This window comes from Pseudomonas sp. CHM02 (genome assembly GCF_000612585.1).
Taxonomy (GTDB): domain Bacteria; phylum Pseudomonadota; class Gammaproteobacteria; order Pseudomonadales; family Pseudomonadaceae; genus Aquipseudomonas.
The window spans coordinates 1-26,945 of the sequence record NZ_JFCA01000003.1 but is presented as its reverse complement, the minus strand read 5'-3'; the positions used below and the strand labels follow the sequence as shown (position 1 = coordinate 26,945).

The 26,945-nt window shown below is 61.5% G+C and carries 25 protein-coding genes; 15 read left to right on the top strand and 10 right to left on the bottom strand.

Annotated features, from left to right (window positions below; genetic code table 11):
* Positions 1–10 precede the first annotated feature (10 nt).
* Together BM70_RS0102240 and BM70_RS0102235 are read left to right on the top strand one after the other, a co-directional pair.
* On the top strand, positions 11–1,357 hold the full coding sequence (locus BM70_RS0102240; protein ID WP_025854483.1) for a glutamine synthetase family protein: 1,347 nt from the start codon (positions 11–13) through the stop codon (positions 1,355–1,357).
* Between the two features lie 17 nt (positions 1,358–1,374).
* The gene (locus tag BM70_RS0102235; RefSeq protein WP_025854482.1) at positions 1,375–2,472 is read left to right on the top strand and encodes a DNA alkylation repair protein; all 1,098 of its coding nucleotides are present in this window, start codon (positions 1,375–1,377) and stop codon (positions 2,470–2,472) included.
* Between the two features lie 37 nt (positions 2,473–2,509).
* Here the strand turns inward: BM70_RS0102235 and BM70_RS0102230 are convergent, their stop codons facing one another.
* Positions 2,510–3,403 (bottom strand): LysR family transcriptional regulator, encoded by an 894-nt coding sequence (locus BM70_RS0102230; RefSeq protein ID WP_025854481.1) that lies wholly within the window; start codon positions 3,401–3,403, stop codon positions 2,510–2,512.
* A gap of 316 nt (positions 3,404–3,719) precedes the next feature.
* On the opposite strand from BM70_RS0102230, the gene BM70_RS0102225 reads away from it, so the two are divergent.
* The 6 genes from BM70_RS0102225 to BM70_RS0102200 all read left to right on the top strand — a co-directional run bounded on the left by BM70_RS0102225 (position 3,720) and on the right by BM70_RS0102200 (position 11,625).
* Positions 3,720–5,366 (top strand): GMC family oxidoreductase, encoded by a 1,647-nt coding sequence (locus BM70_RS0102225; RefSeq protein ID WP_025854480.1) that lies wholly within the window; start codon positions 3,720–3,722, stop codon positions 5,364–5,366.
* Between the two features lie 159 nt (positions 5,367–5,525).
* Positions 5,526–7,148 carry an MFS transporter gene (locus BM70_RS0102220; protein ID WP_025854479.1) on the top strand — a complete coding sequence of 541 codons (1,623 nt, stop codon included), beginning with the start codon at positions 5,526–5,528 and terminating at the stop codon, positions 7,146–7,148.
* Between the two features lie 166 nt (positions 7,149–7,314).
* Positions 7,315–9,264 (top strand): DNA topoisomerase III, encoded by a 1,950-nt coding sequence (locus tag BM70_RS0102215; RefSeq protein ID WP_025854478.1) that lies wholly within the window; start codon positions 7,315–7,317, stop codon positions 9,262–9,264.
* 131 nt (positions 9,265–9,395) lie between these two features.
* A complete protein-coding gene (locus BM70_RS0102210) occupies positions 9,396–9,836 on the top strand; it encodes a CBS domain-containing protein (RefSeq protein WP_025854477.1) in 441 nt (146 codons plus the stop codon).
* Positions 9,837–9,844: 8 nt separating this feature from the next.
* Positions 9,845–10,690: an NAD-dependent protein deacetylase gene (locus tag BM70_RS0102205; protein WP_025854476.1), complete on the top strand. Its 846-nt coding sequence runs from the start codon at positions 9,845–9,847 to the stop codon at positions 10,688–10,690.
* 605 nt (positions 10,691–11,295) lie between these two features.
* Positions 11,296–11,625 (top strand): hypothetical protein, encoded by a 330-nt coding sequence (locus BM70_RS0102200; protein ID WP_025854475.1) that lies wholly within the window; start codon positions 11,296–11,298, stop codon positions 11,623–11,625.
* Between the two features lie 173 nt (positions 11,626–11,798).
* On the opposite strand, the gene BM70_RS0102195 is transcribed toward BM70_RS0102200, so the two are convergent.
* A complete protein-coding gene (locus tag BM70_RS0102195) occupies positions 11,799–12,698 on the bottom strand; it encodes a LysR family transcriptional regulator (protein WP_025854474.1) in 900 nt (299 codons plus the stop codon).
* 189 nt (positions 12,699–12,887) lie between these two features.
* On the opposite strand from BM70_RS0102195, the gene BM70_RS0102190 reads away from it, so the two are divergent.
* From BM70_RS0102190 to BM70_RS0102180, 3 genes are read left to right on the top strand one after another with little or no spacing between them, the layout of a single operon-like run.
* Positions 12,888–13,586, top strand: a complete 699-nt coding sequence (locus BM70_RS0102190; RefSeq protein WP_010211319.1) for a CoA transferase subunit A — start codon at positions 12,888–12,890, stop codon at positions 13,584–13,586.
* A 34-nt stretch (positions 13,587–13,620) separates the two neighbouring features.
* Positions 13,621–14,280, top strand: coding sequence for a CoA transferase subunit B (locus BM70_RS0102185; RefSeq protein ID WP_003211625.1), 660 nt, complete (start codon positions 13,621–13,623; stop codon positions 14,278–14,280).
* A gap of 11 nt (positions 14,281–14,291) precedes the next feature.
* On the top strand, positions 14,292–15,473 hold the full coding sequence (locus tag BM70_RS0102180) for an acetyl-CoA C-acetyltransferase (RefSeq protein ID WP_025854473.1): 1,182 nt from the start codon (positions 14,292–14,294) through the stop codon (positions 15,471–15,473).
* 80 nt (positions 15,474–15,553) lie between these two features.
* Here the strand turns inward: BM70_RS0102180 and BM70_RS0102175 are convergent, their stop codons facing one another.
* The gene (locus tag BM70_RS0102175) at positions 15,554–15,973 is read right to left on the bottom strand and encodes a PaaI family thioesterase (RefSeq protein ID WP_025854472.1); all 420 of its coding nucleotides are present in this window, start codon (positions 15,971–15,973) and stop codon (positions 15,554–15,556) included.
* Between the two features lie 149 nt (positions 15,974–16,122).
* Between BM70_RS0102175 and BM70_RS0102170 the strand changes: the two genes are divergently transcribed.
* On the top strand, positions 16,123–16,986 hold the full coding sequence (locus BM70_RS0102170; RefSeq protein WP_025854471.1) for a DUF4349 domain-containing protein: 864 nt from the start codon (positions 16,123–16,125) through the stop codon (positions 16,984–16,986).
* A 72-nt stretch (positions 16,987–17,058) separates the two neighbouring features.
* On the opposite strand, the gene BM70_RS0102165 is transcribed toward BM70_RS0102170, so the two are convergent.
* The 4 genes from BM70_RS0102165 to BM70_RS0102150 all read right to left on the bottom strand — a co-directional run bounded on the left by BM70_RS0102165 (position 17,059) and on the right by BM70_RS0102150 (position 21,072).
* Entirely contained in the window at positions 17,059–18,144 is a 1,086-nt protein-coding gene (locus BM70_RS0102165; RefSeq protein WP_025854470.1) for a DUF1615 domain-containing protein, read from the bottom strand.
* A 289-nt stretch (positions 18,145–18,433) separates the two neighbouring features.
* Positions 18,434–19,408: a porphobilinogen synthase gene (gene hemB / locus BM70_RS0102160; RefSeq protein WP_025854469.1), complete on the bottom strand. Its 975-nt coding sequence runs from the start codon at positions 19,406–19,408 to the stop codon at positions 18,434–18,436.
* Positions 19,409–19,527: 119 nt separating this feature from the next.
* Positions 19,528–20,370: a PhzF family phenazine biosynthesis protein gene (locus tag BM70_RS0102155; RefSeq protein WP_025854468.1), complete on the bottom strand. Its 843-nt coding sequence runs from the start codon at positions 20,368–20,370 to the stop codon at positions 19,528–19,530.
* Positions 20,371–20,373: 3 nt separating this feature from the next.
* Positions 20,374–21,072: a glutathione S-transferase N-terminal domain-containing protein gene (locus tag BM70_RS0102150; protein WP_025854467.1), complete on the bottom strand. Its 699-nt coding sequence runs from the start codon at positions 21,070–21,072 to the stop codon at positions 20,374–20,376.
* A 272-nt stretch (positions 21,073–21,344) separates the two neighbouring features.
* Between BM70_RS0102150 and BM70_RS0102145 the strand changes: the two genes are divergently transcribed.
* The gene (locus BM70_RS0102145) at positions 21,345–22,046 is read left to right on the top strand and encodes a hypothetical protein (protein WP_025854466.1); all 702 of its coding nucleotides are present in this window, start codon (positions 21,345–21,347) and stop codon (positions 22,044–22,046) included.
* Between the two features lie 58 nt (positions 22,047–22,104).
* Here BM70_RS0102145 and BM70_RS0102140 read toward each other — a convergent pair whose 3' ends face one another.
* Both BM70_RS0102140 and BM70_RS0102135 read right to left on the bottom strand, forming a co-directional pair.
* Entirely contained in the window at positions 22,105–22,851 is a 747-nt protein-coding gene (locus BM70_RS0102140) for a TerC family protein (RefSeq protein WP_025854465.1), read from the bottom strand.
* 41 nt (positions 22,852–22,892) lie between these two features.
* On the bottom strand, positions 22,893–23,144 hold the full coding sequence (locus BM70_RS0102135; RefSeq protein WP_025854464.1) for a hypothetical protein: 252 nt from the start codon (positions 23,142–23,144) through the stop codon (positions 22,893–22,895).
* Between the two features lie 134 nt (positions 23,145–23,278).
* Between BM70_RS0102135 and nhaR the strand changes: the two genes are divergently transcribed.
* On the top strand, positions 23,279–24,181 hold the full coding sequence (gene nhaR, locus BM70_RS0102130; protein ID WP_025854463.1) for a transcriptional activator NhaR: 903 nt from the start codon (positions 23,279–23,281) through the stop codon (positions 24,179–24,181).
* Between the two features lie 128 nt (positions 24,182–24,309).
* On the opposite strand, the gene BM70_RS0102125 is transcribed toward nhaR, so the two are convergent.
* Complete coding sequence (locus BM70_RS0102125; RefSeq protein ID WP_025854462.1) at positions 24,310–25,464, bottom strand: MFS transporter; 1,155 nt, start codon at positions 25,462–25,464, stop codon at positions 24,310–24,312.
* A gap of 229 nt (positions 25,465–25,693) precedes the next feature.
* On the opposite strand from BM70_RS0102125, the gene sstT reads away from it, so the two are divergent.
* Positions 25,694–26,914: a serine/threonine transporter SstT gene (gene sstT, locus BM70_RS0102120; RefSeq protein WP_025854461.1), complete on the top strand. Its 1,221-nt coding sequence runs from the start codon at positions 25,694–25,696 to the stop codon at positions 26,912–26,914.
* The last annotated feature ends 31 nt before the right edge of the window (positions 26,915–26,945 follow it).

Here is a 26,945-nt window from a genome sequence, read left to right as displayed (position 1 = left end):
AGCAACACCCGTGAAAAGCCATGCCTCCACGTTACTGGCCGAAGTACGGACCTTTCGCCAGAACCATCCCGACGTGCGTTATGTCGACCTGATCGCCCTGGACATTCCCGGGCACTTCTATGGCAAGCGCTACCCTATCGAGATGCTGGAAAAAGTCGCCGCCGGCAGCCCGTTGAAGCTGCCGCAGAACGCTGTGCTGCTGGGGGTTCAGGGCGGGTTGTTCAAGATTGGCGATTACTGCTTCAACGACGGCGACCCGGACGCCAACCGGCGCCTGGTGCCGGGCACGCTCAAGCCGGTAAGCTGGGAATCGCAGCCCCTGGGCCAGATGCTGATCACCTCGGACGGCACCGAAGCGCCCATCGAATTCGAACCCCGCGAAGTGCTGGCCAAGGTGCTCGAGCGCCTCCAGCACAAGGGCATCCACCCGGTGGTGGCGTTTGAACTGGAGTTCTACCTGTTCGACAAAAAGCTCGACAACGGCCTGCCACAATTCGCCCGTGACCCACTGAGCGATGACGCCGACGACCAGCCCAACTTGCATATCGAACGGCTTTCGCGCTTCGGCGAAGTGCTCGACGATATGGCACAAACCGCCAAGGACCAGGGCATCGACATCACGGTGATCACTGCCGAGATCGGCCCCGGCCAGTTCGAGATCAACTTCGGCCACCTCGACGATGGCATGCGCGCCGCCGACTGGGCCGCCCTATTCTGCCGCAGCACCCGTGGCGTGGCGCTCAAGCACGGTTACCGCGCCAGCTTCATGGCCAAGCCGTACCTGCAATACCCTGGTAGCGGCATGCATGTGCATGTCAGCCTGTATGACGGCGCTGGCAATAACCTGCTGGCGGCGCACCAGCAGCAACCGCTGCGGCATGCTGTGGCCGGCTGCCTGGAATTGTTGCCCCATTGCATGCCGATCTTCTCGCCCAACCACAATGCATTCCGCCGCCTGGGCGGTACGGTGAACGCGGCAACCCGTGCCAGTTGGGGCTTCGAAGACCGTGACGCGTGCGTGCGCATTCCCGAATCCGACCCGCGCAACCTGCGCATCGAGCATCGCCTCGCCAGTGCCGATGCCAACCCCTACCTGGTGCTGGCGGCGATCCTGGCCGGCCTGGAGCATGGCCTTGAAGCCAAGCAAGATCCCATCGCCCCGCTGAACGAGGACCGCAGCAGCGGCGCCGATTTCCCCCTGGAAATGCTCGATGCCGTACGGGCGATGCAGCATCACGCGGTATTGCGCGATAAACTCGGCGCCGAATTTGTCGACGTGTATTGCGAGAACAAACGCCAGGATCACCTGGCCTTCCAGCAAGAGATCCATGCGCGGGAATATCGCTGGTTTCTCTAACTTCCAAGGAATCACCGATGACCGACCAAAGCGCCCCGGCCCTCAAGGAAATCTTCAACGTCGAACGCCTGCAACACATCGCCAGCGAGATGACGGCGGTGTACCCGGCCTTCGACGCCAAGGGTTTCCTCAAGCATGCCAAGGCCGGGCTGGCCGAGTTATCGGTGATGCAGCGCATGGCGCGGGTCAGCGAGAGCCTGCATGCAGTGCTCCCGCTGGACTACCCGCAAACCCTCAAGGTGCTTTATGCGTTGGCCCCGCGCCTGAACAGCGCGTTTGTCAGCCTGTTCCTGCCGCATTTCGTGGCGAGTTACGGGCGGGATGATTTCAAGCGCTCGATGGCCGCGCTCAAGTACTTCACCCCCTTTGGCTCGGCTGAATTCGCGATCCGCCACTTTCTGCTGCACGACTTCAAACGCACGTTGGCGGTGATGCAGGCCTGGTCACTGGATGACAACGAACACGTGCGTCGCCTGGCCAGCGAAGGCTCGCGGCCACGGTTGCCCTGGTCGTTTCGATTGGCCGAGGTGCAGGCCAACCCTGAACTGTGCGCGTCGATCCTCGACAACCTCAAGGGCGACAGCAGCCTGTACGTGCGCAAGTCCGTGGCCAACCACCTCAATGACATCACCAAGGAGCATCCCGACTGGGTGCTCAGCCTGATCGAAGGCTGGAACCTCGATAACCCCCACACCGCCTGGATCGCCCGCCACGCCCTGCGCAGCCTGATCAAGCAGGGCAATACGCGCGCGTTGACGATCATGGGTGCCGGGGCCAGGGCCGAAGTAAAGCTCCACCATCTGAAAGTGACGCCGGCGGTGATCAACCTGGGGGAGCGGATCAACCTGTCCTTCACCCTGGAATCCACCGCCGAAGCCCCTCAGAAACTGGTGGTGGACTACGCCATCGACTATGTGAAAAGCGCTGGCCACAGTGCAAACAAGGTATTCAAACTCAAGGCGTTCAGCCTCGGTGCCGGGGAGCAGCAGCCCATTCGGCGCGAACAGCACATTCGCGACATGACCACCCGCAAGCATTACTCAGGCCAACATGTGGTGCATGTGTTGGTGAATGGGGAGAGGCTGGGCAGTGCCGAGTTTGAGTTGCGTGCTTGACGGGGTCCGGTGCTCCCACAGTATTGATCCGGTTTCGTCAGTTGGCTTCGCCGAGCAATAAGCCTTGCTCGCGCGCGCACAACTCCACTACGTAATCCCACAACACCCGCAGCCGCACCGATTTGTGCAACTCCCGGCGCGAGCTGATCCAGTAGCTGCGCTGGATCCCCTCCCCCGGCAACAACGGCACCAGTTCGGGGTCGCCTGAGGCCATGAAGCACGGCAACACTGCGATCCCCAACCCAGAGCGCGCTGCCTGGTGCTGGGCAATCACACTGGTGCTGTGGAACACCACCTTGGGGTTGCGACAGAAGCTGCTGAGGAACTTGAGCTCCTGGCTGAACAGCAGGTCGTCCACGTAATCGATCCAGGCATGCGCCGCCAGGTCTTCGCGTTTTTCAATCGGCGGGTTGCGATCCAGGTAGGCGCGACTGGCGTAGAGGGCCAGGCGGTAGTCGGTGAGTTTGCGCGTGACCAGTTGATCGACGCTCGGGCGTTCGAGGTGGATGCTGATTTCCGCTTCGCGGTTGAGGATGCTGACAAAGCGTGGCACCGCCACCAGTTCCACTTCAAGTCCGGGGTAGCGGTCGAACAGCCCGCCCATGCGGCTGGCCAGGAACATCACGCCCAACCCTTCGGCCACCCCGAGGCGGATCTTGCCCAGGGGCGCGGCGGAATGAGTCAGTTCGTCTTCGGCCAGCAGTGCGACGTTTTCCATGGCTTCGGCGTGCTTGAGCAGGGCTTCGCCGGCGGGAGTCAGTTCGTAACCCTGGGCATGCTGCACGAACAGTGCGGTGCCGAGGCTTTTCTCGATGGCTTCGATATGCCGCGCCACGGTGGCGTGGGTGGTTTTCAGGCGTTGCGCGGCGGTGAGCAAGCGGCCGCTGCGTTGCAACTCGAGAAAGTACCGCAGGTCGTTCCAGTCGAACATGGCGCCTTACTCCCTTGGGCATAAAGACTGACTAAAGCCTTGCTCCTCACCTGTGGTGAGCGAGCTTGCTCGCGTTGGGCTGCACAGCCGCCCCCTTGTCGCCACGACTACGCTGTATCTGAACGACCACGTTTGCCTGGGCGGGGCCGCTTCGCAGCCCAGCGCGAGCAAGCTCGCTCACTACAGGAAATTATGTGCAGTCGGTTTTTGCGTGGCACTGTTCAAAAACGCACAGCAGCTGGGTAAAAACTAACATTTTTAAGACGAAAACTAACAACTAGGATGGAGCCAATAAGAAAAACAAGCGAGGCCTCAGATGCCCATTGCAACTGCTGAATACGATTACATCGTCGTAGGCGCCGGCCCCGCGGGCTGCCTGCTGGCCAATCGACTGTCCGCCAACCCCGCCCATCGCGTGCTGCTGCTTGAAGCTGGCGGCCGCGACAATTACCCCTGGATCCACATTCCCGTCGGCTACCTGTTCTGCATCGGCAACCCGCGCACCGACTGGTGCTTCAAGACCGAAGCACAGGAAGGCCTGCAAGGCCGCGCCCTGAGTTACCCGCGCGGCAAGGTGCTGGGCGGCTGCTCGTCGATCAACGGCATGATCTACATGCGTGGCCAGGCCCGGGATTACGACGGCTGGGCGGCAGAAGGCAACGCGGGTTGGGCCTGGAAGGACGTGCTGGCGCTGTTCAAGCAGAGCGAAAACCACTTTGCCGGCGCCTCGGAATTCCATAGCGACGGCGGTGAATGGCGGGTCGAGCAACAGCGCCTGCACTGGCCGATCCTCGATGCGTTCCGTGATGCGGCGGCGCAGAGCGGCATCGCCAACATCAACGATTTCAACCAGGGCGACAACGAAGGCTGCGGCTACTTCCAGGTCAACCAGAAAGCCGGGGTGCGCTGGAACGCGGCCAAGGCTTTTCTCAAGCCGATCCGCCAACGCCCCAACCTCACAGTGCTGACCGACGTGGACGTGGACCGCGTGCTGCTGGAAAACGGCCGCGCGTCCCAAGTGATCGCGCGCCAGCACGGCCAGCAGGTGAGCTGGAAGGCGCGCAAGGAAATTGTGCTGTGCGCCGGGTCCGTGGGCTCGCCGGGCATTCTGCAACGCTCGGGGATCGGCCCCTCAAGCGTGCTCAAGCCATTGGGCATCGACGTCTTGCATGAGTTGCCGGGCGTAGGCGGTAACCTGCAGGATCACCTGCAACTGCGGCTGATCTACAAGCTGGAAAACGCCCGCACCCTCAACCAGATCGCGGGCACGCTGTGGGGCAAGATGGGCATGGGCCTGCGCTACCTGTACGACCGCAGCGGCCCGCTGTCGATGGCGCCCAGCCAGCTCGGTGCATTTGCCCGCTCGAGCCCGGAACAGGCCTCGGCCAACCTCGAATATCACGTGCAGCCGTTGTCCCTGGAGCGTTTTGGCGAACCGCTGCATGGGTTCCCGGCCTTTACTGCCTCGGTGTGCGACCTGCGCCCGCAAAGTCGCGGGCGTATCGATATTCGCTCGGCCAACCCGGCGGACGCACCGCTGATCCGCCCCAACTACCTCAGCCACCCGGAAGACTTGCGCGTGGCCGCCGATGCAATCCGCCTGACCCGCCGCATCGTCGCCGCGCCGGCCCTGGGCCAATTCAAACCGGTGGAATACCTGCCAGGCGATTCGCTGCAGACCGAAGAGGAACTGCACGAAGCCGCTGCGCGGATCGGGACCACGATCTTCCACCCGGTCGGCACTTGCCGCATGGGCAGCGATAAAGACGCCGTGGTCGATGCTCAACTGCGGGTGCATGGCGTGCCCGGATTGCGCATCGCCGACGCCTCGATCATGCCGCGCATCACGTCCGGCAACACCTGTTCACCTACGCTGATGATCGCGGAGAAGGCCGCGCAGCTGATTCTTTCGCCGACTACGAGGAACCTTGCCCCCGAGAGAGAGATGATTGCACCCGCATGATTTGTAGGAGCCCGGCTTGCCGGCGATAGCGTGTCCTGGGTTTGCATATGGCTTGAGGACGCCATCGCCGGCAAGCCGGCTTCTACATGAAGGACAACCGGCGCTGAGGTTGGCGCCGACAGTGGAACAACAATAAATAATCACTGTGAGGGCTACCCGATGTCAGAACATGCTCAAACCCTGGGCTCGCCGATCGATGCGAGCACCAGCAACGACTCAAAGAAGGTCATCTTCGCCTCGTCCCTGGGGACGGTGTTCGAGTGGTATGACTTTTTCCTCTACGGCGCCCTGGCGGCGGTGATCAGCAAGCAGTTCTTTGCCGGGGTCAACGACACCACGGCATTCATCTTCGCCTTGATGGCCTTTGCGGCCGGCTTTGTGGTGCGGCCGTTCGGCGCACTGGTATTTGGCCGGTTGGGCGACATGATCGGGCGCAAATACACCTTCCTGGTCACCATCATTCTGATGGGCGTGGCGACCTTCTGTGTCGGACTGTTGCCGACCTACGCCAGTATCGGCATTGCGGCACCGATCATCCTGATCGTACTGCGCATGCTGCAAGGCCTCGCGCTGGGCGGCGAATACGGCGGCGCGGCCACCTATGTGGCGGAGCATGCGCCAGCGGGCAAGCGCGGGTTCCACACCAGCTGGATTCAGTCCACCGCGACCCTGGGCCTGTTGCTGTCGTTGCTGGTGGTGCTGGCCTGCCGTTACTTCACCGGCGACCAGTTCGAAGTCTGGGGCTGGCGCATTCCGTTCCTGTTTTCCATCGTGCTGCTGGGTATTTCCACCTGGATCCGCATGAGCCTGCATGAATCGCCGGCGTTCCTGAAAATGAAAGAGGAAGGCAAGGCCAGCAAGTCGCCGATCCGCGATTCATTCGGCAAGTGGGAAAACCTCAAGATCGTGCTGATTGCCCTGTTCAGTATCAACGGCGGCCAGGCGGTAACCTTCTATGCGGCGCAGTTCTACGTGCTGTTCTTCCTCACGCAGTTCCTGAAAATGGACCCGGCCCTGGCCAACATGCTGTTGATCATCAGCGTGGTGATTGGCGCGCCGTTCTTCATCTTCTTTGGCTGGCTGTCGGACAAGATAGGCCGCAAGCCGGTGCTGATGCTCGGCCTGCTGCTGGCGACCGCGCTGTACTTCCCGATCTTCAAGAGCCTGGCGCACTACACCAACCCGGCGATGGACCAGGCCAGTCAACAGGCCCCGATCACCGTGCTGGCCGACCCGGCGACCTGCACCTTCCAGTTCGACCCGGTGGGCAAGGCTAAATTCGACAGCCCGTGCGACAAGGTCAAGACCTTCCTGGTCAAGCAAGGCCTGCCCTACAGCAGCGCCGCGGCACCGGCCGGCAGCCCGGTGCAGGTGAGCGTGGGCGAAGTGCGTATCGACGGGTTCGACGAAAAAGCCCTGCGTGGCGCCGTGACCCTGGCCGGCTACCCGTCTTCGGCGGATGTGGCCCAGGTCAACAAAACCATGGTGGTGGTGCTGATCGTGGCGCTGATCCTGATCGCCGCCATGTGCTACGGCCCGCTGGCAGCGTTGATGGTAGAACTGTTCCCGACGCGCATCCGCTACACCTCGATGTCCCTGCCCTACCACATCGGTAACGGCTGGTTTGGCGGGTTCCTGCCGACCGTGTCGTTTGCCCTGGTGGTGTATACCGGCGATATCTTCTACGGCCTGTGGTACCCGGTGGTAGTGACCGGGGTAAGCCTGATCGTGGGGATGTTCTGCCTGAAAGAAACACGGCACGTGGATATCGATAACAACTGACCCGGTCTCCTGAACACTGGAGATCCCCTGTGGGAGCGGGCTTGCCCGCTCCCACAGTCATTTTGTGGCGCCACACAAATTGCTGTACATCCATACAGATAATGGTTGATCAAAGCCCTCCAACTGAGCATCCTGCAAGGCATCAACCCGATCTGATGTGATGACCATGCGGCTGTACCTCTGTGAAAAACCCTCCCAGGCCAAAGATATCGCGGCCGTGCTCGGCGCCAGCCGCCGTGGCGACGGGTGCTGGCTGGGCAATGGCGTCACGGTCACCTGGTGCATCGGCCACCTGCTGGAAACCGCCCCGCCCGACGCCTACGACGAAAAGTACAAACGCTGGGTACTGGCCGACCTGCCCATCGTCCCGGAAAAATGGAAGATGTTGGTCAAGCCCAAGACCGCCAGCCAGTTCAAGGCGGTCAAGCGCTTGCTGGGAGAAGCCCAGGAGCTGGTGATCGCCACCGACGCCGACCGCGAAGGCGAGATGATCGCGCGTGAGCTGGTGGAGCATTGCCGCTATCGCGGGCCGATCCAGCGGCTGTGGCTGTCGGCGTTGGATGACGCCTCCATCCGCAAGGCATTAGCGGCCCTCAAGCCCGGCGCCGAGACCTTCAGCCTGTATCACTCGGCCCTGGGCCGCTCCCGCGCCGACTGGCTGATCGGCATGAACATGAGTCGCCTGTTTACCTTGCTGGGGCGCCAATCCGGTTATCAGGGCGTGCTGCCCGTGGGTCGTGTGCAAACGCCGACCTTGCGCCTGGTGGTGGACCGCGACCGCAGCATCGCCGATTTCGTGCCGGTGGCGTACTGGGCGATTGATGTCGACTTGCGCCATAACGCCATGACCTTCACCGCCCAATGGCGCGCAGCCGAGGATGCCTGTGATGACCAGGGCCGCTGCCTCAACCCGCAACTGGCGCGAGACGCTGCCGACGCGATGCGCAACGCCGCCACCGCAAGGCTGGTCAAGCTGCGTACCGAACGCATGCGCGAAGTGGCACCCCTGCCCTTCGACCTGGGCACCCTGCAGGAAATCTGCTCCAAGAAACTCGGCCTTGGCGCCCAGGAAACCCTGGACATCGCCCAGTCGCTGTATGAAACCCACAAAGTCATCACCTACCCCCGCAGCGATTGCGGCTACCTGCCGCTGAGCCAGCACAGCGAGGCGCCGAAGATTCTCGCGGCATTGGGCCGGGCCGATGCAGGCGTGAACGAGCTGATGCCTCACATCGACCCTCAGCGCCGCTCACGGGCCTGGAACGACGCCAAGGTCAGCGCTCACCACGGCATCATTCCTACCGGCGCCGGCAAGGACGTCGGGCAACTCACGGGCAAACATCGTGCGGTCTACACCCTGATTCGCGCGCGCTACCTGGCGCAGTTCCTGCCCAATCATGAGTACGACCGCACCCAGGCAGATTTCGACTGTGCGGGCCAGGCGTTGCGTGCGGTGGGCAAAGTGGTGATCGAGCCGGGCTGGAAACGCGCCCTGCCCGAAGCCCTCGCGCCGGCCAAAGGCCGCGAAGCACCGGTTCCCCAAGCGCTGCCGCCATTGGTGCAGGGCCAGGATTATGCCGTGGCCAAGGTCAACCTCAAGGACCTGTGGACCCAACCGCCCAAGCCCTTTACCGAAGGCGACCTGATCAAGGCGATGAAGAACGTCGCCAAGCTGGTGGAAGACCCGCTGCTCAAGCAAAAGCTCAAGGACACCACCGGCATCGGCACCGAGGCCACTCGCGCCGGCATCATCCAGGGTCTGCTGGACCGTGGTTACCTGGTGAAGAACGGCAAGGCCCTGTCGGCCACACCGGCGGCGTTCAGCCTGATCGATGCGGTGCCCCGTGCCATCGCCGACCCGGGCACCACTGCAATCTGGGAGCAGGCGCTGGATATGGTGCAAAGCGGCGAAATGAGCCTAGAAGAATTCGTCGCCAAGCAGGCGGCCTGGATGAGCAAGCAAGTGGCGCGCTGCAATGGCATGCGCATGACCATCACTGGCCCGGCCAGCCCGGCAGGTCGAGGCGCCACGCCGTGGAAAAAGAAACGTAAAAGCACGCCCCGCAAGACGGCGGCCAGCCCCAAGCGCGCGAAAAAGCCGACAAATGCCGGATAAACACCGAAAAAATCCGGCGAATGACGTTTTTCGACCGGTTTAACGCCGCTTTGGACCTTGCCGCGGCGTGGGCCGTCTAGGATTCTGTAAGGGGACCCTGACTCACTAACAACAACACCGGAGTGGCCGCCATGAAAACCGTTGCACAAGTGCTCAAAGCCAAGGACCACAAAAACCAGGACGTCCATACCATCCAATGGGACCACACCGTGTTTGAAGCGCTGGTCCGGATGTCGGAGAAAAACGTCGGGGCCTTGCCGGTCGTCAAGGAAGGCGTGGTGGTAGGGATCATCAGCGAACGTGATTACGCACGTAAACTCATCCTCAAAGGCCTGTCGTCGGTCACCACTCGGGTCGATGAAGTCATGAGTTCTCCGGTGATCACTGTCGACTCGCATAAAAAGGTCGATGAGTGCATGAACATCATGACCGACAGTCACCTGCGCCACCTGCCCGTGGTCGAAGACGGCAAACTGCTGGGCCTGCTGTCCATCGGCGACCTGGTGAAAGAAGCCATCGCCGACCAGGCGGACCTGATCAAACAGCTGGAGCAGTACATCCGCGGCGAATAGGGGAACCCATGCTCGATACGCTGGAACATCAAGAAGACCACCTCGACATTCTGCAGAGGGCCATGGCCGAACGGCGCTTCCTGGTGCTGACCGGTGCGGGGATCAGCACGTCGTCGGGCATTCCCGATTACCGCGACAGCGAGGGCGTGCGTCGAGGCAAGGCGCCGATGATGTACCAGGAGTTCCTCGCCACCCCACAGGCACGGCGCCGTTATTGGGCCCGGGCGATGCTGGGGTGGCCGAGGGTCCGTATTGCGCAACCGAACAAGGCGCACCTGGCCTTGGCGACGCTACAGCAGCGCGAGCGCATCAGCGGGCTGATCACGCAAAACGTGGACACCCTGCATGATCAGGCCGGCAGCCATGATGTGATCGAACTGCACGGCAGCCTGCACCGGGTGCTGTGCCTGGACTGCCAGCAGCGCAGCACGCGGGATGTGATCCAGCGACAGATGGAAATCGACAATCCCTACCTGGCACAGGTCCATGCGGTACAGGCACCGGATGGCGATACCTTGCTCGATCCTGCGTTTGAAGAACACTTCCAGGTTCCCCGCTGCCCCCATTGCAATGGCGAGCGCCTGAAACCGGATGTAGTGTTTTTTGGAGAGAACGTAGCGCCGGCGACCGCGGCCAGGGCAATGGCCGCGGTGGAGCATGCCGAGGGTTTGCTGGTGGTGGGGTCTTCGCTGATGGCCTATTCGGCCTTCCGCTTATGCAAGGCCATGGTCGAACAGGGCAAGCCGGTGATTGCCATCAATCTGGGCAAGACCCGCGGGGATGAGCTGTTGCAGGTGAAGATCGAGGCGTCGTGCGAGCGGTTGTTGCCGTTGTTGACCGACCGCCTGACATAACCCAAGCACCGCCGATCAACACTGTAGGAGCCGGCTTGCCGGCGATAGCGGTGTGTCAGTTACAAATCTCCGGCTGGCAGACCATTATCGCCGGCAAGACGACGCCTACACAATTATGTGTCGAACTCAGCCTTTCCGGTCTACGACCCACCCCTCCAAAAAATGACGCCCAAGTCACGATTTCCCGCATTCTCCCGTCCCCACAGCGTTTTATGTAGTGCCGAAAAATAATCACTACATAACCGTTGACGTAACCTTTTTGTCCTTGCATTATCGAGACGTCTCCCGGATCGGGAGCGTTGGCAACACGTGTTTTGAACAAGCTCGTCTGACCGCCGAGCTGTTTTTTCCGGATGTGCACTGCCCACAAGGCGGATTGATGAAGCTGACCGGCCCGATGGGCTCGGTACAAGACGCTCAAATGCGGCTTGTCTTCGTTATGAAAGCATTGCGTAGCAGTTCATCAGCAAGACTACATGCATCAGGTTCAAGACCCTGCCCGTATTCGGCAGACAGTCGCTGACGCCCGGTTTTCGGAACCGGAGACAACTAAGCAGTTTTAACGAACCAACTGATAGATCGCCAACTGGTCAAGGGGCTTACACATGAATCTGAACAACCAACCAACTATCGATGAATTGGCTGAGATGTTCGCAGCGCAGAAAGACACACTCGACGACCATATCCTGTGGATTGGCAAATCGGGCGAAGTCCAAATTGACTGCCTGGCGCCCCACACCGAAGAAGCCGAGTTCGACCGCAATAACCGTGAACTGGCAGCGCGCCTGAAGATGTACCGCCGCGGCCAGGGTTATGTCGGCAAGAAAGCGGCCGCCGATCGCAACTTTATCGAGCAGGTTTTCCACACACTTAATACCGAATGGCAGAACCTCAAAGGCCAATCGCAGGTTAAGGTGATTGATAGATACTGCTGATAAAAACTAATTAACACATTAAGTCCGCCCGGTTAGCCGAGCGGACTTTTTTATTGCCATCATTCTTTTACTGTCCACATAACTTTGTAGGCGCCGGCTTGCCGGCCATGCCTTTCTTGGTTGTACTGCCAGACTCAGGACCGCTATCGCCGGCAAGCCGGCTCCTACAGGGGTCAGAGTGGGAAGCGACCTTTTGCGGCTTCGTCGCGGAAAATATCAAACAGCACCTGTGCCGCCGCCGACAGTTCATGTCCCGGCTTGGTCAGCACGCCAATGGGGCGCTCGATGACCGGGTCGGTCAAGGTAATGCAGTGGGCGCCCGCCTCCTCCATCTGCTGCGCGCACAACGCCGGCACCGCACTGACGCCCAGGCCGCTGGCAACCATCTTGCCCACCGTCGCCAATTGATGGCTTTCCAGTGCGACCGGCAACTTCATCTGCAGCGCGCCCAGGTGTTCTTCCAGCATCACCCGTACCGTGGACGGCCGCTGCAAGGTGATGAATGGCTGCTCCAGCAAGGTTTGCCAATCGATTTCGGCACACTCAGCCAACGGTGAATCACCGGGCACCACAGCAATGAACCGGTCCAGGTACAACGGGGTGAATGCCAGCGACGAACCCTCTGACGGCTCGAACGCGACACCCAGTTCCACCTGTCGGTCGCGGACCATTTCCAGCACCTGCTCGTTGATCAAGTCATGCACCGTCACATTCACCTGAGGGTAACGTGCGCGGAATATCTTCAGGATCGGCGGTAGCAGGTTGCCCGCAAACGACGGCATCGCCGCCACCGTGACCCGCCCACGCTGCAGGGTGAAGCGCTGACGCAGTTCATCCTCGGCGTTATCCCAATCGGCAATCAGCCGGCGTGCCAGGGGCAGCAGGGATTCACCCTCGGGTGTCAGCGCGACATTGCGCGTATTGCGGCTGAACAGGCGCCCGCCCAGGCCTTCTTCCAGGCCCTTGATGGTCAGGCTCAGCGCCGACTGGGAAAGGTGCAGGCGCTCGCAGGCGGCGGCAAAACTCAGGCTCTGGGCCACGGCGAGAAACGCCCGCATCTGTTTAACGGTCATAGGAACGCTCCAAGTGACGAGTTGAAAGCTGCAAGTGAAAGCGGCCGCTGACTATGCTTGAAGCGTGCGGCTTGAGGCTAATTGTTCTGTTTTCTAAATCAATCAACCTTAAAAAACAACTTAACAAATCAATCCGCCAGAGCAACACTCGGTTCATTGGCTGGCCCACAAACAATAAAAGAGGTGCATATGGCAGGTTTCGATAAACGCGTGGCGTCCTATGAGGAAGCGCTGGCAGGCCTGGAAGACGGCATGACCGTGCTTTCCGGTGGTTTTGGCCTGTGCGGTATTCCGGAAAACCTCATCGCCGAGATCAAACGCAAAGGCACCCGCGACCTGACCGTGGTTTCCAACAACTGCGGCGTCGACGGCTTTGGCCTGGGCGTGCTGTTGGAAGAAAAGCAGATCAGCAAAGTGATCGCCTCCTACGTCGGTGAAAACGCGCTGTTCGAGAAGCAATTGCTCAGCGGCGAGATCGAAGTGGTGCTGACCCCCCAAGGCACCCTGGCCGAAAAAATGCGCGCAGGCGGCGCCGGCATCCCGGCGTTCTTCACCGCCACCGGTGTCGGCACCCCGGTCGCCGAAGGCAAGGAAACCCGTGAATTCAACGGCCGCCCGTACCTGATGGAAGAATCCATCACCGGCGATTTCGCCATCGTCAAAGGCTGGAAAGCCGACCACTTCGGCAACGTCATCTACCGCCACACCGCCCAGAACTTCAACCCGCTGGCCGCCACCGCCGGCAAGATCACCGTGGTCGAAGTCGAGGAAATCGTCGAACCGGGCGAGCTGGACCCGGCGCAGATCCACACCCCTGGCATCTACGTCGACCGGATCATCTGCGGCACGTTCGAGAAGCGCATCGAACAGCGCACCGTGCGCAAATAATCCGCCCCCAGCCCGAACAATAAGGACTCATAAAATGGCTCTTACCCGCGAACAAATGGCTCAACGCGTCGCCCGCGAAATGCAGGACGGTTTCTACGTCAACCTGGGCATCGGCATTCCGACGCTGGTGGCCAACTACATCCCCGAAGGCATGGAAGTGATGCTGCAATCGGAAAACGGCCTGCTCGGCATGGGACCGTTTCCTACCGAAGAAACCATTGATGCCGACATGATCAACGCCGGCAAGCAGACCGTGACCGCGCGTATCGGCGCGTCGATCTTTTCTTCCGCCGAGTCCTTCGCGATGATCCGCGGCGGCCACGTCGACCTCACCGTGCTGGGTGCGTTTGAAGTCGACGTCCAAGGCAACATCGCCTCGTGGATGATCCCCGGCAAGCTGGTCAAGGGCATGGGCGGCGCCATGGACCTGGTGGCTGGTGCGGAAAACATCATCGTGATCATGACCCACGCCTCCAAGGATGGTGAATCCAAGCTGCTCAGCCAATGCAGCCTGCCACTGACCGGCGCCAACTGCATCAAGCGCGTGCTGACTGACCTGGCGTACCTGGAAATCGAAAATGGCGCTTTTGTCCTCAAGGAACGCGCACCTGGCGTCAGCGTTGAAGAGATTGTGAGCAAGACCGCCGGTAAACTGATCGTCCCGGACCACGTTCCAGAAATGCACTTCCAGTGAGGACAGATTCCATGCAAGACGTCGTGATTGTTGCTGCCACCCGCACCGCCGTGGGCAGCTTCCAGGGTTCGCTGGCGAACATTCCGGCACCGGAACTGGGCGCCGCCGTGATCCGTCGCCTGTTGGAACAGACCGGCCTCGATCCGGCCGAAGTGGACGAAGTGATCCTCGGCCAAGTGCTCACCGCAGGCAGCGGCCAGAACCCGGCGCGTCAGGCTTCGATCCTTGCCGGCCTGCCTCACGCTGTGCCAAGCCTGACGTTGAACAAAGTCTGCGGCTCGGGCCTCAAGGCCCTGCACCTGGGCGCCCAGGCCATCCGTTGCGGTGACGCCGACGTGATCATCGCCGGTGGCATGGAGAACATGAGCCTGGCTCCGTATGTGCTGCCCGCCGCGCGCACCGGTTTGCGCATGGGCCACGCCAAGATGATCGACAGCATGATCACCGACGGTCTGTGGGATGCGTTCAACGATTACCACATGGGCATCACCGCCGAGAACCTGGTGGACAAGTACGGCATCAGCCGTGAAGCCCAGGACGCGTTCGCCGCCGCTTCCCAGCAAAAAGCCGCCGCCGCCATCGAGGCCGGGCGTTTTGTCGATGAGATCACGCCGATCCTGATTCCCCAGCGCAAAGGCGACCCGGTGGCCTTCGCCGTGGATGAACAGCCACGCGCCGGCACCACCGCCGAGTCCCTGGCCAAGCTGAAACCGGCGTTCAAGAAAGACGGCAGCGTCACCGCCGGCAACGCCTCCAGTCTCAATGACGGCGCCGCTGCCGTGCTGCTGATGAGCGCCGACAAAGCCAAGGCCCTCGGCCTGCCAGTACTCGCGCGCATCGCCAGTTACGCCAACGCCGGCGTCGACCCCGCCATCATGGGCATCGGCCCGGTCTCGGCCACCCGCCGTTGCCTGGACAAAGCCGGTTGGAGCCTGGGCGACCTGGACCTGATCGAAGCCAACGAGGCCTTCGCCGCGCAATCCCTGGCGGTGGGCAAAGAGCTGGAATGGGACGCCGACAAGGTCAACGTCAACGGCGGCGCCATCGCCATCGGCCACCCGATCGGCGCCTCAGGCTGCCGCGTACTGGTGACCCTGCTGCATGAAATGATCAAGCGCGATGCCAAGAAAGGCCTGGCGACGCTGTGCATCGGTGGCGGCCAGGGTGTAGCCCTGGCCCTCGAACGTAGCTGATTGGCAAGAGCAACATGGACAAGGCCCGGTTCCACGAAAACCGGGCCTTTTCTTAATGCGTTCTATCTGAAAAACGCAGTTCAAATGTCGGATTGGGGCACCGCAAACACCGCATTCGCCCGCGCCACCACCTTCTCCCCCACCTGCAGGCTCACCGTGGCAAACGCCATCTGACGCCCGCGTTTGTGATGTTCCAACCGCACCAAAATCCACTCCCCCACCTGCACCGCGCCGAGGTAATCCAGGGTCATGCTCGCAGTAATCAACGGCAGCGGCGGCTCGCTGGAAAACGCCATCGCGTACCCCATTCCGATATCCGCCAGGGTCGCCAACACCCCGCCATGCACGGTGCCCCGTCCATTGGCGTGGCGATTGTCGGCACGCAGGCCGATTTCCAGTTGCAGGCCTTCACCCCGGCAATACGCCGGGCCCAGCAGATCCAGCAGCGGACTGCTGCGGGGCAACGAGACAAAACCTTCGGGGACGGCGTGGGTGATCATGGCGGATTCTTCCCTGGAGTGAAGGTTGAGATGTACGCCTGGCCGCAAGCAGCGGCCATTACCATCCACCGCGCAAATCCCCCGCGATGCTTTGCGTTAATCCACCAGACCCGCTTTAATCGCCGCATCAACTCCCTCAAGGAACTGCAATGCGCCACCCGGACGGCAAATCCCCCGCACTTCGTGTCCCTCTTTTGACACTGCTGGCCGGCTTGGCCCTGGTTGGCTGCTCGCCCAGTGACCACTCGCGCGCGCGGGTGATCAACGGCGAACAAAGCCGTGCCGGCGCGCAATTGGCCTACGAACACGAACTGAGTCTGGCCCTTCCCGGCGCCTTGCTTTCACCGCGCATGCAGGCCACTCGCGAAGCCTGCGAGACCGCGCGTTTTGGCGCCTGCAATATCCTCGGCATCACCGAAAACGACAGCGGCGGCCAGATCATCCTGCGCATCGCGCCGACCGGCGTGGAGCCGATGGTTGCGATGGCTGCTGAAGGCGGCAAACTCGGCCAGCGCATCACCACAGCCGAAGACCTCGCCGATGCCGTCGCCGACGTGCGCCGTCGCCAGGATCGCCTGCAAGCCCAGCAACAACGACTGGACGAGTTGGCCAAACGCAAGGACATCACCGTCAGTGACCTGATTGCCTTGAGCAAGGAACAGGCGGGCATTGAAAACGAGCTACAGGAACTGGCCCGGATTGCCGCCGGCCAGCAACGGCGTCTCGACACTAACCGCGTGACGCTGAATTTCCGCTCCTCGGACGGCGCAAACCAGCCGTCACGGTTCAGCCGGATGTTCAGCAATTTGGGCGACAACCTGGTGGAAGGCACCGCCGACGCCCTGGAGCGATCAAGCTATGTGCTGCCGTTCGTGATCCTGGCATTCCCGGTCGTGTGGTTGTGGGTGTGGCTATGGCGCCGCTTTGTTGTGAAGAGCCGCCCTGTGGTGAGCGGGCTTGTCCCGCGCTGGGGTGCGAAGCACCCCCAGAATGAGCCGCAGAGTGACACCTGAAAGTCCTCAGTGTCTTTGATTGGGGCTGCTACGCACCCCAGCGCGGGACAAGCCCGCTCACCACAAAGCTGATCAGCGCTTCAGGCAGCGCTGATAGCGCTCGTCGACCCGCTTGGCGAACCAGGCCGTGGTGAGGTTGCGGGTGATCTTGGGGCTCTTGAGCACGATGCCCGGCAGGATAGCCCGTGGCATCGGCTTACCTGCGGCCTTGTCGGCCAAGGCGAACACGCGCTTGTAGAGCGTGGTGTCCTCGAAATCCAGTTGCTCGCCCTGCTCCAACTGGCTGCGGATGCTGGGGTTGCGCATGTCCAGCTTGGCGCCCAATGAACGCACCGCCAGCTCGGTGGTGCCGGGCAGCAATGAACCGTAGCGAATCAAGTCCCCATCCAGCGCCAACTCGGTGCCGGAGGCGCGGCTGACGGCGGCCTGGAACGCGGCATTGCGGCTGGCGTACCAACCGGCATTGAAATCCGCGAAGCGGTACAACGGCTGGTCATAGTTCACCGGGTAACCAAGCAAATGCGCGATGCCAAAGTACATGCCGCCACGGCGGGTAAAGACTTCTCGGCGAATGCTGCCATCCACCGTGTAGGGATAACCGCGCGCCTGTTTCTGCGCAAAGTCGATGCTCACCTGCATCGGACCGGCGGTGTGCACCGGGTTGAAACCACCAAACAACGTATTGCCCAGGGGCACAACGCTGATGAAGTCATCGAAGATGCCGCTCAGGTCCCGCTCGGTGCGGGCAGTGCTCAGACGGTCGGCGTAGGTCTTGCCGTTGGGCGAGCGCAGTTGCAGTGCGCTGCGTACGACAAAGGCCGGCACATGGACCTTGGCGGCGCGACGCAGGATCTCGTCCTGGGCGATCTTGCCCATGTTCGGCACGGGCGGGTCGACCTGGTAGGTGGACTCCTGCTCGGTGACCGCCAGCACGGCGCAGATGTTTTCCGTGCTGGGATAGATTTTCTGGGCGTCGAAGGCGGCGTAGATGTCCTGGGCCCAGCCGTTGCGGTCGGCGACCTTGGCCGGCAACAGGCGCACGATCTGCGCCTTCACCTCGGTCTCGCTACGCGCCGGCTGTTGCGGGTTGCGCGTGGTAGAGCAACCGGCCAGCACCAGCAAAGTGGCAAGGCACAGGATCAGGCGGCTTGAATACATGGGGCTTCCTTGGATGACGACGGGCCGGGCATTGCAGATATCGACCGGTAAGTCTAACCAGGGTTCGCCTACCTTGTGCGCTCGCCAGTGACCCGCAAAACGCAGAATGGGTTGCGCCGCAGCTTTGCGGCAACCTTTGCGGGGTAGGAATTGAACCTGGCGTTCACACAGCGCTGACACCATACAAAACCGTAGGAGCTGGCTTGCCGGCGATACAGGCGCCTCGGTCTTTCAGTAACACCGAGGTGATGCTATCGCCGGCAAGCCAGCGCCTACAGTGGAGGTACGTTTAGATGCCGGCCAATGCCAAATCCATCGCGAAGTAAGTGAAGATCAAATCCGCACCCGCGCGCTTGATCGAGCCCAACGTCTCACGCACCACACGGCCCTCATCAATCGCACCGGCCTGGGCGCCGAACTTGATCATCGCGTACTCGCCGCTCACCTGATACGCCGCCACCGGCAAGCGCGAGGCTTCGCGGATGTCGCGGATAATGTCGAGGTAGGCACCGGCCGGCTTGACCATCAGCGCATCCGCGCCCTCCTGCTCGTCCAGCAGCGATTCGCGCACGGCTTCGCGGCGGTTCATCGGGTTCATCTGATAGCTTTTGCGGTCGCCCTTGAGTGCGCTGCCGCCGGCTTCGCGGAACGGGCCGTAGAGGGCCGAGGCGAATTTGGTCGAATACGCCATGATCGGGATATGGGTAAAGCCGGCATCATCCAGGGCGCGTCGAATCGCCTGGACCTGGCCGTCCATCGCCGCCGAAGGGGCGATGACGTCGGCACCGGCGCGGGCGGCCGCCACGGCTTGCTTGCCGAGGTTGACCAGCGTCGCATCGTTGTCGACATGGGCGCCGTGCATTACGCCGCAGTGGCCGTGGTCGGTGTATTCGCAGAAGCAGGTGTCGGACATCACGATCATCTCAGGCACGGCGTCCTTGATGATCGAGGACATGCGCGAGACCAGGCCGCGCTCTTTCCAGGTGTCACTGCCGCTGGCGTCCAGGTGGTGGGACACGCCAAAGGTCATCACCGACTTGATACCGGCACGGGCGTAGCGCTCGATCTCGCCGGCCAGTTTTTTCTCGGGGATACGCACCACGCCCGGCATGCTGGTGATCGGCACGAAGTCGTCGATTTCTTCTTCGACGAAGATTGGCAGCACCAGGTCGTTGAGGGTGAATTCGCTTTCCTGGAACAAGCCACGCAGCTCCGGGGAGCGGCGCAGGCGGCGTGGACGGGCTTGGGGGAACTGGCTGGTCATGGCGGTCCTGAAAGAAAATGGCAGAAAACTTTGGGGCGAAAGCTTATGCCCCCGGGGCCCCGCAGCACAAACGCCAAGGGGCCAACAGTGTATTGCGTGGGCCGTAACAATTTATTGATCTAGAGCTGCACACGCCCGTCGATGCACACCGCGACGGCGCCACCGACCCAGATTTCATCGCCCTGGCGCTCCACGTGAATCCGGCCTGCACGCCCGATGGCCGTGCCCTGGCTGACGCCATAGCGCTCCGGCGCCAGGCCTTCGCTGAGCAACCATTGCGCGAGCCCGGCGTTCAAGCTGCCGGTGGCCGGGTCTTCCTGTGCGCCGTCGCCAGCGATAAAGGCACGCACTTCAAATTGAGTGTCCACGTCGTCGCAGTCAGGATCACACGGGGCGATCACGCCCACGGCCAGCCCGAGCAATTGCGAGTAATCCGGCTGCAGTTCCAGCACCTGGTTACGCTCGGCCAGCATCACTGCCAGCCAGCCCGCACCGTTGTCGACCCACTGGCTGCGCACAATCGCTTCAGGCGCCAAACCCAACGCCAGGCGCACGCGTTCTATCACGGACGCCTCCACCGGCCCGGAGCGCAATAGCGGCGGCGCGATGAACGCCAGTTCATCGCCTTGACGACGGATACGTACCAGGCCGATTTCGCACTCCTGGATGATCTCCTCGCCTTTTGGAATGCCACCGGCCTGCAGCCACGCGTGGCAACTGCCCAGTGTCGGGTGCCCGGCGAACGGCAGTTCCTTCAAGGTGGTGAAAATGCGCACCCGGTAGTCAGCCCTGGGATCGCGGGGTGTCAGCAAGAACGTGGTTTCGCTGAGGTTGGTCCAGTTGGCGAAATCCGCCATCTGCTGGTCGCTCAGGCTGTCGGCACCGAACACCACCGCCAGCGGGTTGCCTTTGAGCGAAACGCGGCTGAATACGTCCAGCTGTTTGAAATCGAAAGTCGGCATGTCTCAACCCGGAATATTAAGGCCACGGATCACCGCTGGCCGAGCCACAAAGCCGTCCAGTGCGCGCAGTACGTTGGGGAAGTCGGCGATGCCCACCAGGTCACCGGACTCGTAGAAGCCGATCAGGTTGCGAATCCACGGGAAGGTCGCGATGTCGGCGATGCTGTACTCGTCACCCATGATCCAGGTACGGCCCAGCAGGCGTTTTTCCAGCACGTCCAGCAAGCGTCGGGACTCGGCGGCGTAGCGGTCGCGGGGACGCTTGTCCTCATAGGCCTTGCCGGCGAACTTGTTGAAGAACCCCAGTTGGCCAAACATCGGGCCGATGCCGCCCATCTGGAACATCAGCCACTGGAGGGTTTCATAGCGAGTAGCCGGGTCTTCGGAGAGTAGCTGGCTGGTTTTCTCCGCCAGGTAAATCAGGATCGCGCCCGACTCGAACAACGCCAGCGGCAGGCCGCTGGGGCCATTGGGGTCGATGATCGCGGGGATCTTGTTGTTGGGGTTCAGGGACAGGAACTCGGGGGACAACTGGTCCTGGGTCTCGAAGCTGACCTTGTGCGCCTCATAGGGCAGCCCCAGCTCTTCGAGCATGATCGACACTTTCACCCCGTTGGGCGTGGGCAGCGAGTAGAGCTGCAGACGCTCGGGATGTTGAGCCGGCCATTTGCTGTTGATCGGGAAAGCGGCGAGTGGGTTCATTGGGAAGTCCTCGAGGCAGCATGCGCCGTTAAGCTCGGAAAGCCCCCATGATAGTCATCCCCAAGGCGTCCTGCATGGGTCATCAATACGCAACATCGACCGGCTATTGTCCCGCGTGGGCGAACCAATACGCCCACTGGCACTCTCAAGTGCGCTCGTACGGTGAATGGAGGCACCTCGCGCTATCGACAGGGAACACCGCAGGACGCCGGATGCGTCACTGGGGCCGGGCTTGTCCGCCTTAATCCGATGCACTGAAGACTCGACACCCAATGACAATCAAGCCTTTGTGCCTTGCGCTGCGCCTGAAACGATATTCATACATCATGTTGCCGCTGTTATTAGTCGGCGGCGCTCTCGGGCTGACCCTGGAGTCGCGTATCAGCAGCGCCGAACAAGTGGACGGCGTGCAAACCCTCGTATTCCTGCGCCACGGTGAAAAACCCGCCGGCGGCCTGGGGCAACTCAATTGCCAGGGCCTCAACCGGGCAATGAACCTGGCCACGGTATTGCCGGAAAAATTCGGCAAGGCCGATTTTGTCTTTGCCGCCAACCCGACACGCAATGTGGAAGAAGGCGAGCTGGACAATTCCTACAGCTATATTCGACCGCTGATGACCATCAGTCCCAGCGCGATCAAGCTGGGCCTGCCGGTGAACATCAAGTTTTCCGCGAATGACACCAGCGCCCTCGCCGACGAACTGGTGGAAGACAAGTACCACAACGCCACTATCTACACCGCCTGGTCCCACGGCTACCTGCCGGAGTTGATCAACAAGGTAGCCAGCGAAGCGTCGGGCGAAAAGCACACCATCACCGACGACTGGTCGGGCAGCGACTACGACACGCTGTATGTGCTGACGCTGACCTGGCACAACGGCAAGGCTTCGCTGCTGAGTCGCAACTACAAGCAGGGCTTGAACAACGGCGATGAGACGTGCCCGGATCCGACGCAGGTGAGCGCAGAATCCTGACAGCAAAAGGCCGGCTGGGCTCCTGGAAGCGCAGCCGGCCTTTTGGTTTCAGCGGTTATTACCGGGCATCAAGCAAACGCTTGTGGCGGTTGCGGCGGGCAATGTTCAAGCATTCGATCGCCGCCGAGAACGCCATGGCCGCGTACACGTAGCCTTTAGGCACATGGGCGCCGAAGCCTTCGGCGATCAATGTCATACCGATCATGATCAGGAAGCCCAGGGCCAGCATCACCACGGTCGGGTTGTCGTTGATGAACTTGGCCAACGGCTCGGCCGCCACCAGCATCACGATCACCGAGGTCACTACGGCAATGATCATGATCGGCAAGTGCTCGGTCATGCCCACCGCGGTGATGATGCTATCGATGGAAAACACCAGGTCAAGCAACAGGATCTGCCCGATAGCCGCGGCGAAGCCGATGGCGACCGTATTGCCGACGCTGGCCTTCTCTTCGGGCTCCGGGTCCATGCTGTGATGGATCTCGGTGGTTGCCTTCCACACCAGGAACAGGCCACCGGCGATCAGGATCATGTCCTTCCACGAAAACGCCTGGCCGAATACTTCGAACACCGGCGCCGTGAGCTGCACGATGAAGGCGATGGTGCTGAGCAGGCCCAGACGCAATACCAACGCCATGCTGATACCGATGCGCCGCGCCTTGGCCCGGTGCTTCTCCGGCAATTTGTTGGTAAGGATCGAAATGAAGATCAGGTTATCGATACCCAGCACGATCTCCATCACGATCAGGGTAGCCAAAGCAATCCAGGCGGTGGGGCTGGCGGCCAGTTGTAAAAGGTAATCCATAGGTCAGTCCTGACGTTGTACGGGAAATGAGGTGCGGGTCATTAGGCTTCTTTGCTGCTCGATTCTGCTTCTTTCTCTTCCTGGTCATCCTTTTTCTGCGGGGTGATCAGGCCGTTTGTCGCTTCACTCAAGGCCTGTTCGGCGGCCTTGTGCGTGTCATCGATCGCTTGCTTGGCCGACTCGGTGGCCTTGCCCAGCACCTGTTGCGCGCTCTTTTCGACCTGATCGCAACCGCTGATCACTACCAATGAAAGCGCAAGCAACGCTGCCGTGCCCAGGGAATTGAGTTTCATGATGTCTTCCTCGTTAGAACCATTGGGTCCAAATAGTGGCCCCGCGATAGCGAGGCATTCTATGCAGGTGAACAGTTCAGGAAAATTCGTATTTTTCTCGCGTATACTTCGATTTTTACGAAGTGATGGCAGCCATGCTCAATTACCGACAACTGCATTACTTCTGGGTGGTGGCCAAGACCGGCAGCATCGTGCGCGCCTGTGAGCAGCTCAACCTCACGCCCCAGACCATCAGCGGGCAGATCAGCCTGCTGGAGGAAACCTATGGCGTTGCGCTGTTTCAGCGCGTCGGCCGCCAACTGGAACTGACCGAAGCCGGCCGCCAGGCCCTGCCCTACGCCGAGCAGATGTTCCAGACCGGCAATGAACTGGAGGCCATGCTGCGCGCCCAGCCCGATGAACAGCAGATCCTGTTCCGCGTCGGGGTGGCGGACGTGGTGCCCAAGTCCATCGTCTACCGGCTGATCGCGCCGACCATGGAATTGAGTGAACCGATCCGCATCACCTGCCGCGAAGACAAACTCGAACGCCTGCTCGCCGACCTGGCGATCCAGCGTCTGGACCTGGTGATTTCCGACAGCCCGATGCCCACGCACCTGGACATCAAGGGCTATAGCCAGAAGTTGGGGGAATGTGGCATCAGTTTTTTCGCCACCCAGGCGCTGGCTGACGCCTACGGCGGTGATTTCCCACACTGCCTGCACGGCGCACCGCTGTTGATTCCGGGAGCGGAAACCGTCGTGCGCAGCCGCTTGCAGCGCTGGTTTGCCGAGCAGCAGATCCAGCCGAAGATCATCGGCGAGTTCGATGACAGCGCCTTGATGCAGGCGTTTGGCCAATCCGGCAGCGGGATCTTTATCGCCCCCAGCGTGATTGCCGATGAAGTGGTGCGCCAGTACGGCGTGGCGCTGATTGGCCAGACCGTGGCCGTGACCGAGTCGTTCTACGCGATCTCGGTGGAGCGCAAGGTCAAGCACCCCGGCATCGTCGCAATTACCGAAGGCGCTCGACGCGAGCTGTTTACCACCCTGCCCTGAGCATAACGTGGGCTTGCTGTGGTGAGTGGGGCTTGTCCCCCGACGGTTTCACCGCCGACCCAAGGGGCTGCTTCGCGGCCCAGCGCAGGGCAAGCCTGCTCACCACAAAAAGCCCGCTCCTACATGAATCAGGCACAGGTCGACACCGGTTTGGCGGTCATCAGCCACAGCGCGAGCAGAATCGACACCAGGATAAACCCGGACGCCGCAAAGCCCAGGCTGCCCAGGCCGAAGGTGTCGATCACATGGCCGCCGACCATGGCGCCCAGGCCGATGCCCAGGTTGGCCCCGGCGATATTCAGCGATGCGGCAAACGCGGGGGCGTGGGGCGCGGCCTTCATCAAGCGCACATGGCTGACCAGAAACATCGCCGCCTGGGTCACGCCCCACACGGCCATCGCCGCCGCCAGGCCGACGGTGGAGTGGATTGCCGGCACCAGCGCGACCATGCCGGCGATCATGAAACCGCAGAACACCATGGACGCGATCAACGGGTGGCGATCCACCGCACGCCCGCCCAGCGCGTTGCCGATCAGCCCGACCGCACCGAAGCCCATCAGGCACCAGCCCACCAGTGTGCCGTCGAAACCGGCCAGGCGTTCAAGGATGTCCGCCAGGTAGGTGTAGGCCGTGAACATGCCGCTGAACACCAGGATCGACAGCAGGATATGGCCCTGCATCAGCGGGTTGCGCAGGATCTTGAACTGCGAGCGCAACGTCACCTCAGCATTCTTCGGTTTTGTCACCGGCAAGTAGATAAACAGCAGCAAAGCCTTGGCCACCGCCACGACTGCGAGGATGGCAAAGGCTGTGCGCCAGCCGAACATATCGGAAATCAGCGTGCCCACCGGAATGCCGAACACCGTGGCGCAGACGATACCAAAGCCGATCTTTTCGATGGCGCGCCCGGCGTATTCGGGGCCGACGATGTCCACCGCCGTTTCACTGGCCAAGGCCCAGAACACCGGCAAGCCCAGGGCCGGGATCAACCGCGCCAGCGCCATCACCCAGATATTCGGGGCCAGCGCCGCCACGGTATTGGCCACGCCGAACATGATCAGGATGCTGATAAACAACCGCTTGCGTGGGAAACGCGCACAGTACGCCGTGAGAAACGGACCAAAGGCCGCCACGGTAAACGCGAACAAGGTCACCAGCAGCCCGGCCTGGGACACGCTGACGTTCAGGTCACGGGCGATGGACGGCAGCAGGCCGACGATGACGAATTCTGTGGTCAGCACGGTAAAGCCGGCGGCCGACAGCAGCAGGATGGGAAACAACATGAAAACTCCAGAAACGACGACATCAACGACAGCCCTAAGGGCTCGCTGAAGGATAGGAAAAGTGAGAAGACAGAATCTTAACAGGATTTTGCAAAAGCTTGGGCACATGGGTGACGCAATGCCGCACCGCCAAGGACTTTTCCCGCAGCATGCTAGACTTCGCGATCCGCGTCCTACAGCCCTTTCTGAGTCAGTAGCTGCGCCCTAAAAAAACTAGAGACAAGTGTTTATGACTGCTGCCCCTTCTCTTCTGCAACGACTGGCCCGCGTCAGCCTGGTCACGCAAATCGTCATCGGCCTGATCGCCGGCATCCTGTTGGCCCTGCTGCTACCCGAAGTGGCACGCTCCACCGGGTTTATCGGCAAGGTATTTGTTTCCGCGCTCAAGGCCGTGGCGCCGATCCTGGTGTTTGTGCTGGTGATGGCATCCATTGCCAACCATAAGCATGGCCAGGAAACCCATATCAAACCGATCCTGTTCCTGTATTTGCTGGGCACCTTTGCCGCAGCCGTGGTGGCGGTAGTTGCCAGTATGTGGTTCCCCTCCACGCTGGTGCTGGTGACCCACGACACGGCAGTCAGCGCGCCCGGCGGCATCGGCGAAGTGTTGCAGAGCCTGTTGCTGAGCGTGGTGGACAACCCGATCAGCGCGCTGATGAATGCCAACTTCATTGGCATCCTGGCGTGGGCCATTGGCATGGGCATTGCCATTCGCCACGCCGCGCCGACCACACGTGCGGTGCTGGAAGACCTGTCCAACGGCGTGACCCTGATCGTGCGCGTGGTGATCCGCTTTGCGCCGCTGGGTATTTTCGGCCTGGTCGCCTCGACCCTGGCCACCTCCGGCTTCGGCGCCCTGCTCGGCTACGCCCACCTGCTGGTGGTGCTGATCGGCTGCATGCTGTTCGTGGCGCTGGTGATCAACCCCGCCATCGTGTTCTGGAAACTGCGCCGCAATCCGTATCCGCTGGTACTGATGTGCCTGCGTGAAAGCGGGATCACCGCCTTCTTCACCCGCAGCTCGGCGGCGAACATTCCGGTCAACCTGGCGCTGAGCAAACGCCTTGGCCTGCATGAAGACACCTACTCGGTGTCGATTCCGCTCGGTGCCACCATCAACATGGCAGGCGCCGCGATTACCATCACCGTGCTGACCCTGGCTGCCGTGCACACCCTGGGCATCGCCGTCGACCTGCCGACAGCAGTGCTGCTCAGTGTGGTCGCGGCCATCTGTGCCTGCGGTGCTTCCGGTGTGGCGGGCGGCTCGCTGCTGCTGATTCCCCTGGCGTGCAGCCTGTTCGGCATCCCCAGCGAGATTGCCATGCAGGTGGTGGCGGTAGGTTTCATCATCGGCGTGCTGCAGGATTCGGCGGAAACCGCGCTCAATTCATCCACCGATGTGCTGTTCACCGCGGCCGCTTGCCTGGGCAAGGAAGAACAGCCGGCGTAATAGTCGCGCACAAAAAAACCGGCGGTACGTT

Excerpts from the sequence above, each read along its gene's own strand:
- BM70_RS0102155 (WP_025854468.1), bottom strand. The coding sequence starts at position 20,370 with ATGCCGACTTTCGATTTCAAACAGCTGGACGTATTCAGCCGCGTTTCG.
- BM70_RS0102205 (WP_025854476.1), top strand. The coding sequence starts at position 9,845 with ATGCTCGATACGCTGGAACATCAAGAAGACCACCTCGACATTCTGCAG.
- BM70_RS0102150 (WP_025854467.1), bottom strand. The coding sequence starts at position 21,072 with ATGAACCCACTCGCCGCTTTCCCGATCAACAGCAAATGGCCGGCTCAA.
- nhaR (WP_025854463.1), top strand. The coding sequence starts at position 23,279 with ATGCTCAATTACCGACAACTGCATTACTTCTGGGTGGTGGCCAAGACC.
- BM70_RS0102145 (WP_025854466.1), top strand. The coding sequence starts at position 21,345 with ATGACAATCAAGCCTTTGTGCCTTGCGCTGCGCCTGAAACGATATTCA.
- BM70_RS0102175 (WP_025854472.1), bottom strand. The coding sequence starts at position 15,973 with ATGATCACCCACGCCGTCCCCGAAGGTTTTGTCTCGTTGCCCCGCAGC.
- BM70_RS0102185 (WP_003211625.1), top strand. The coding sequence starts at position 13,621 with ATGGCTCTTACCCGCGAACAAATGGCTCAACGCGTCGCCCGCGAAATG.
- BM70_RS0102235 (WP_025854482.1), top strand. The coding sequence starts at position 1,375 with ATGACCGACCAAAGCGCCCCGGCCCTCAAGGAAATCTTCAACGTCGAA.
- BM70_RS0102170 (WP_025854471.1), top strand. The coding sequence starts at position 16,123 with ATGCGCCACCCGGACGGCAAATCCCCCGCACTTCGTGTCCCTCTTTTG.
- BM70_RS0102125 (WP_025854462.1), bottom strand. The coding sequence starts at position 25,464 with ATGTTGTTTCCCATCCTGCTGCTGTCGGCCGCCGGCTTTACCGTGCTG.
- BM70_RS0102215 (WP_025854478.1), top strand. The coding sequence starts at position 7,315 with ATGCGGCTGTACCTCTGTGAAAAACCCTCCCAGGCCAAAGATATCGCG.
- BM70_RS0102220 (WP_025854479.1), top strand. The coding sequence starts at position 5,526 with ATGTCAGAACATGCTCAAACCCTGGGCTCGCCGATCGATGCGAGCACC.
- BM70_RS0102200 (WP_025854475.1), top strand. The coding sequence starts at position 11,296 with ATGAATCTGAACAACCAACCAACTATCGATGAATTGGCTGAGATGTTC.
- BM70_RS0102140 (WP_025854465.1), bottom strand. The coding sequence starts at position 22,851 with ATGGATTACCTTTTACAACTGGCCGCCAGCCCCACCGCCTGGATTGCT.
- BM70_RS0102230 (WP_025854481.1), bottom strand. The coding sequence starts at position 3,403 with ATGTTCGACTGGAACGACCTGCGGTACTTTCTCGAGTTGCAACGCAGC.
- BM70_RS0102135 (WP_025854464.1), bottom strand. The coding sequence starts at position 23,144 with ATGAAACTCAATTCCCTGGGCACGGCAGCGTTGCTTGCGCTTTCATTG.
- hemB (WP_025854469.1), bottom strand. The coding sequence starts at position 19,408 with ATGACCAGCCAGTTCCCCCAAGCCCGTCCACGCCGCCTGCGCCGCTCC.
- BM70_RS0102195 (WP_025854474.1), bottom strand. The coding sequence starts at position 12,698 with ATGACCGTTAAACAGATGCGGGCGTTTCTCGCCGTGGCCCAGAGCCTG.
- BM70_RS0102165 (WP_025854470.1), bottom strand. The coding sequence starts at position 18,144 with ATGTATTCAAGCCGCCTGATCCTGTGCCTTGCCACTTTGCTGGTGCTG.
- BM70_RS0102190 (WP_010211319.1), top strand. The coding sequence starts at position 12,888 with ATGGCAGGTTTCGATAAACGCGTGGCGTCCTATGAGGAAGCGCTGGCA.
- BM70_RS0102210 (WP_025854477.1), top strand. The coding sequence starts at position 9,396 with ATGAAAACCGTTGCACAAGTGCTCAAAGCCAAGGACCACAAAAACCAG.
- sstT (WP_025854461.1), top strand. The coding sequence starts at position 25,694 with ATGACTGCTGCCCCTTCTCTTCTGCAACGACTGGCCCGCGTCAGCCTG.
- BM70_RS0102225 (WP_025854480.1), top strand. The coding sequence starts at position 3,720 with ATGCCCATTGCAACTGCTGAATACGATTACATCGTCGTAGGCGCCGGC.
- BM70_RS0102180 (WP_025854473.1), top strand. The coding sequence starts at position 14,292 with ATGCAAGACGTCGTGATTGTTGCTGCCACCCGCACCGCCGTGGGCAGC.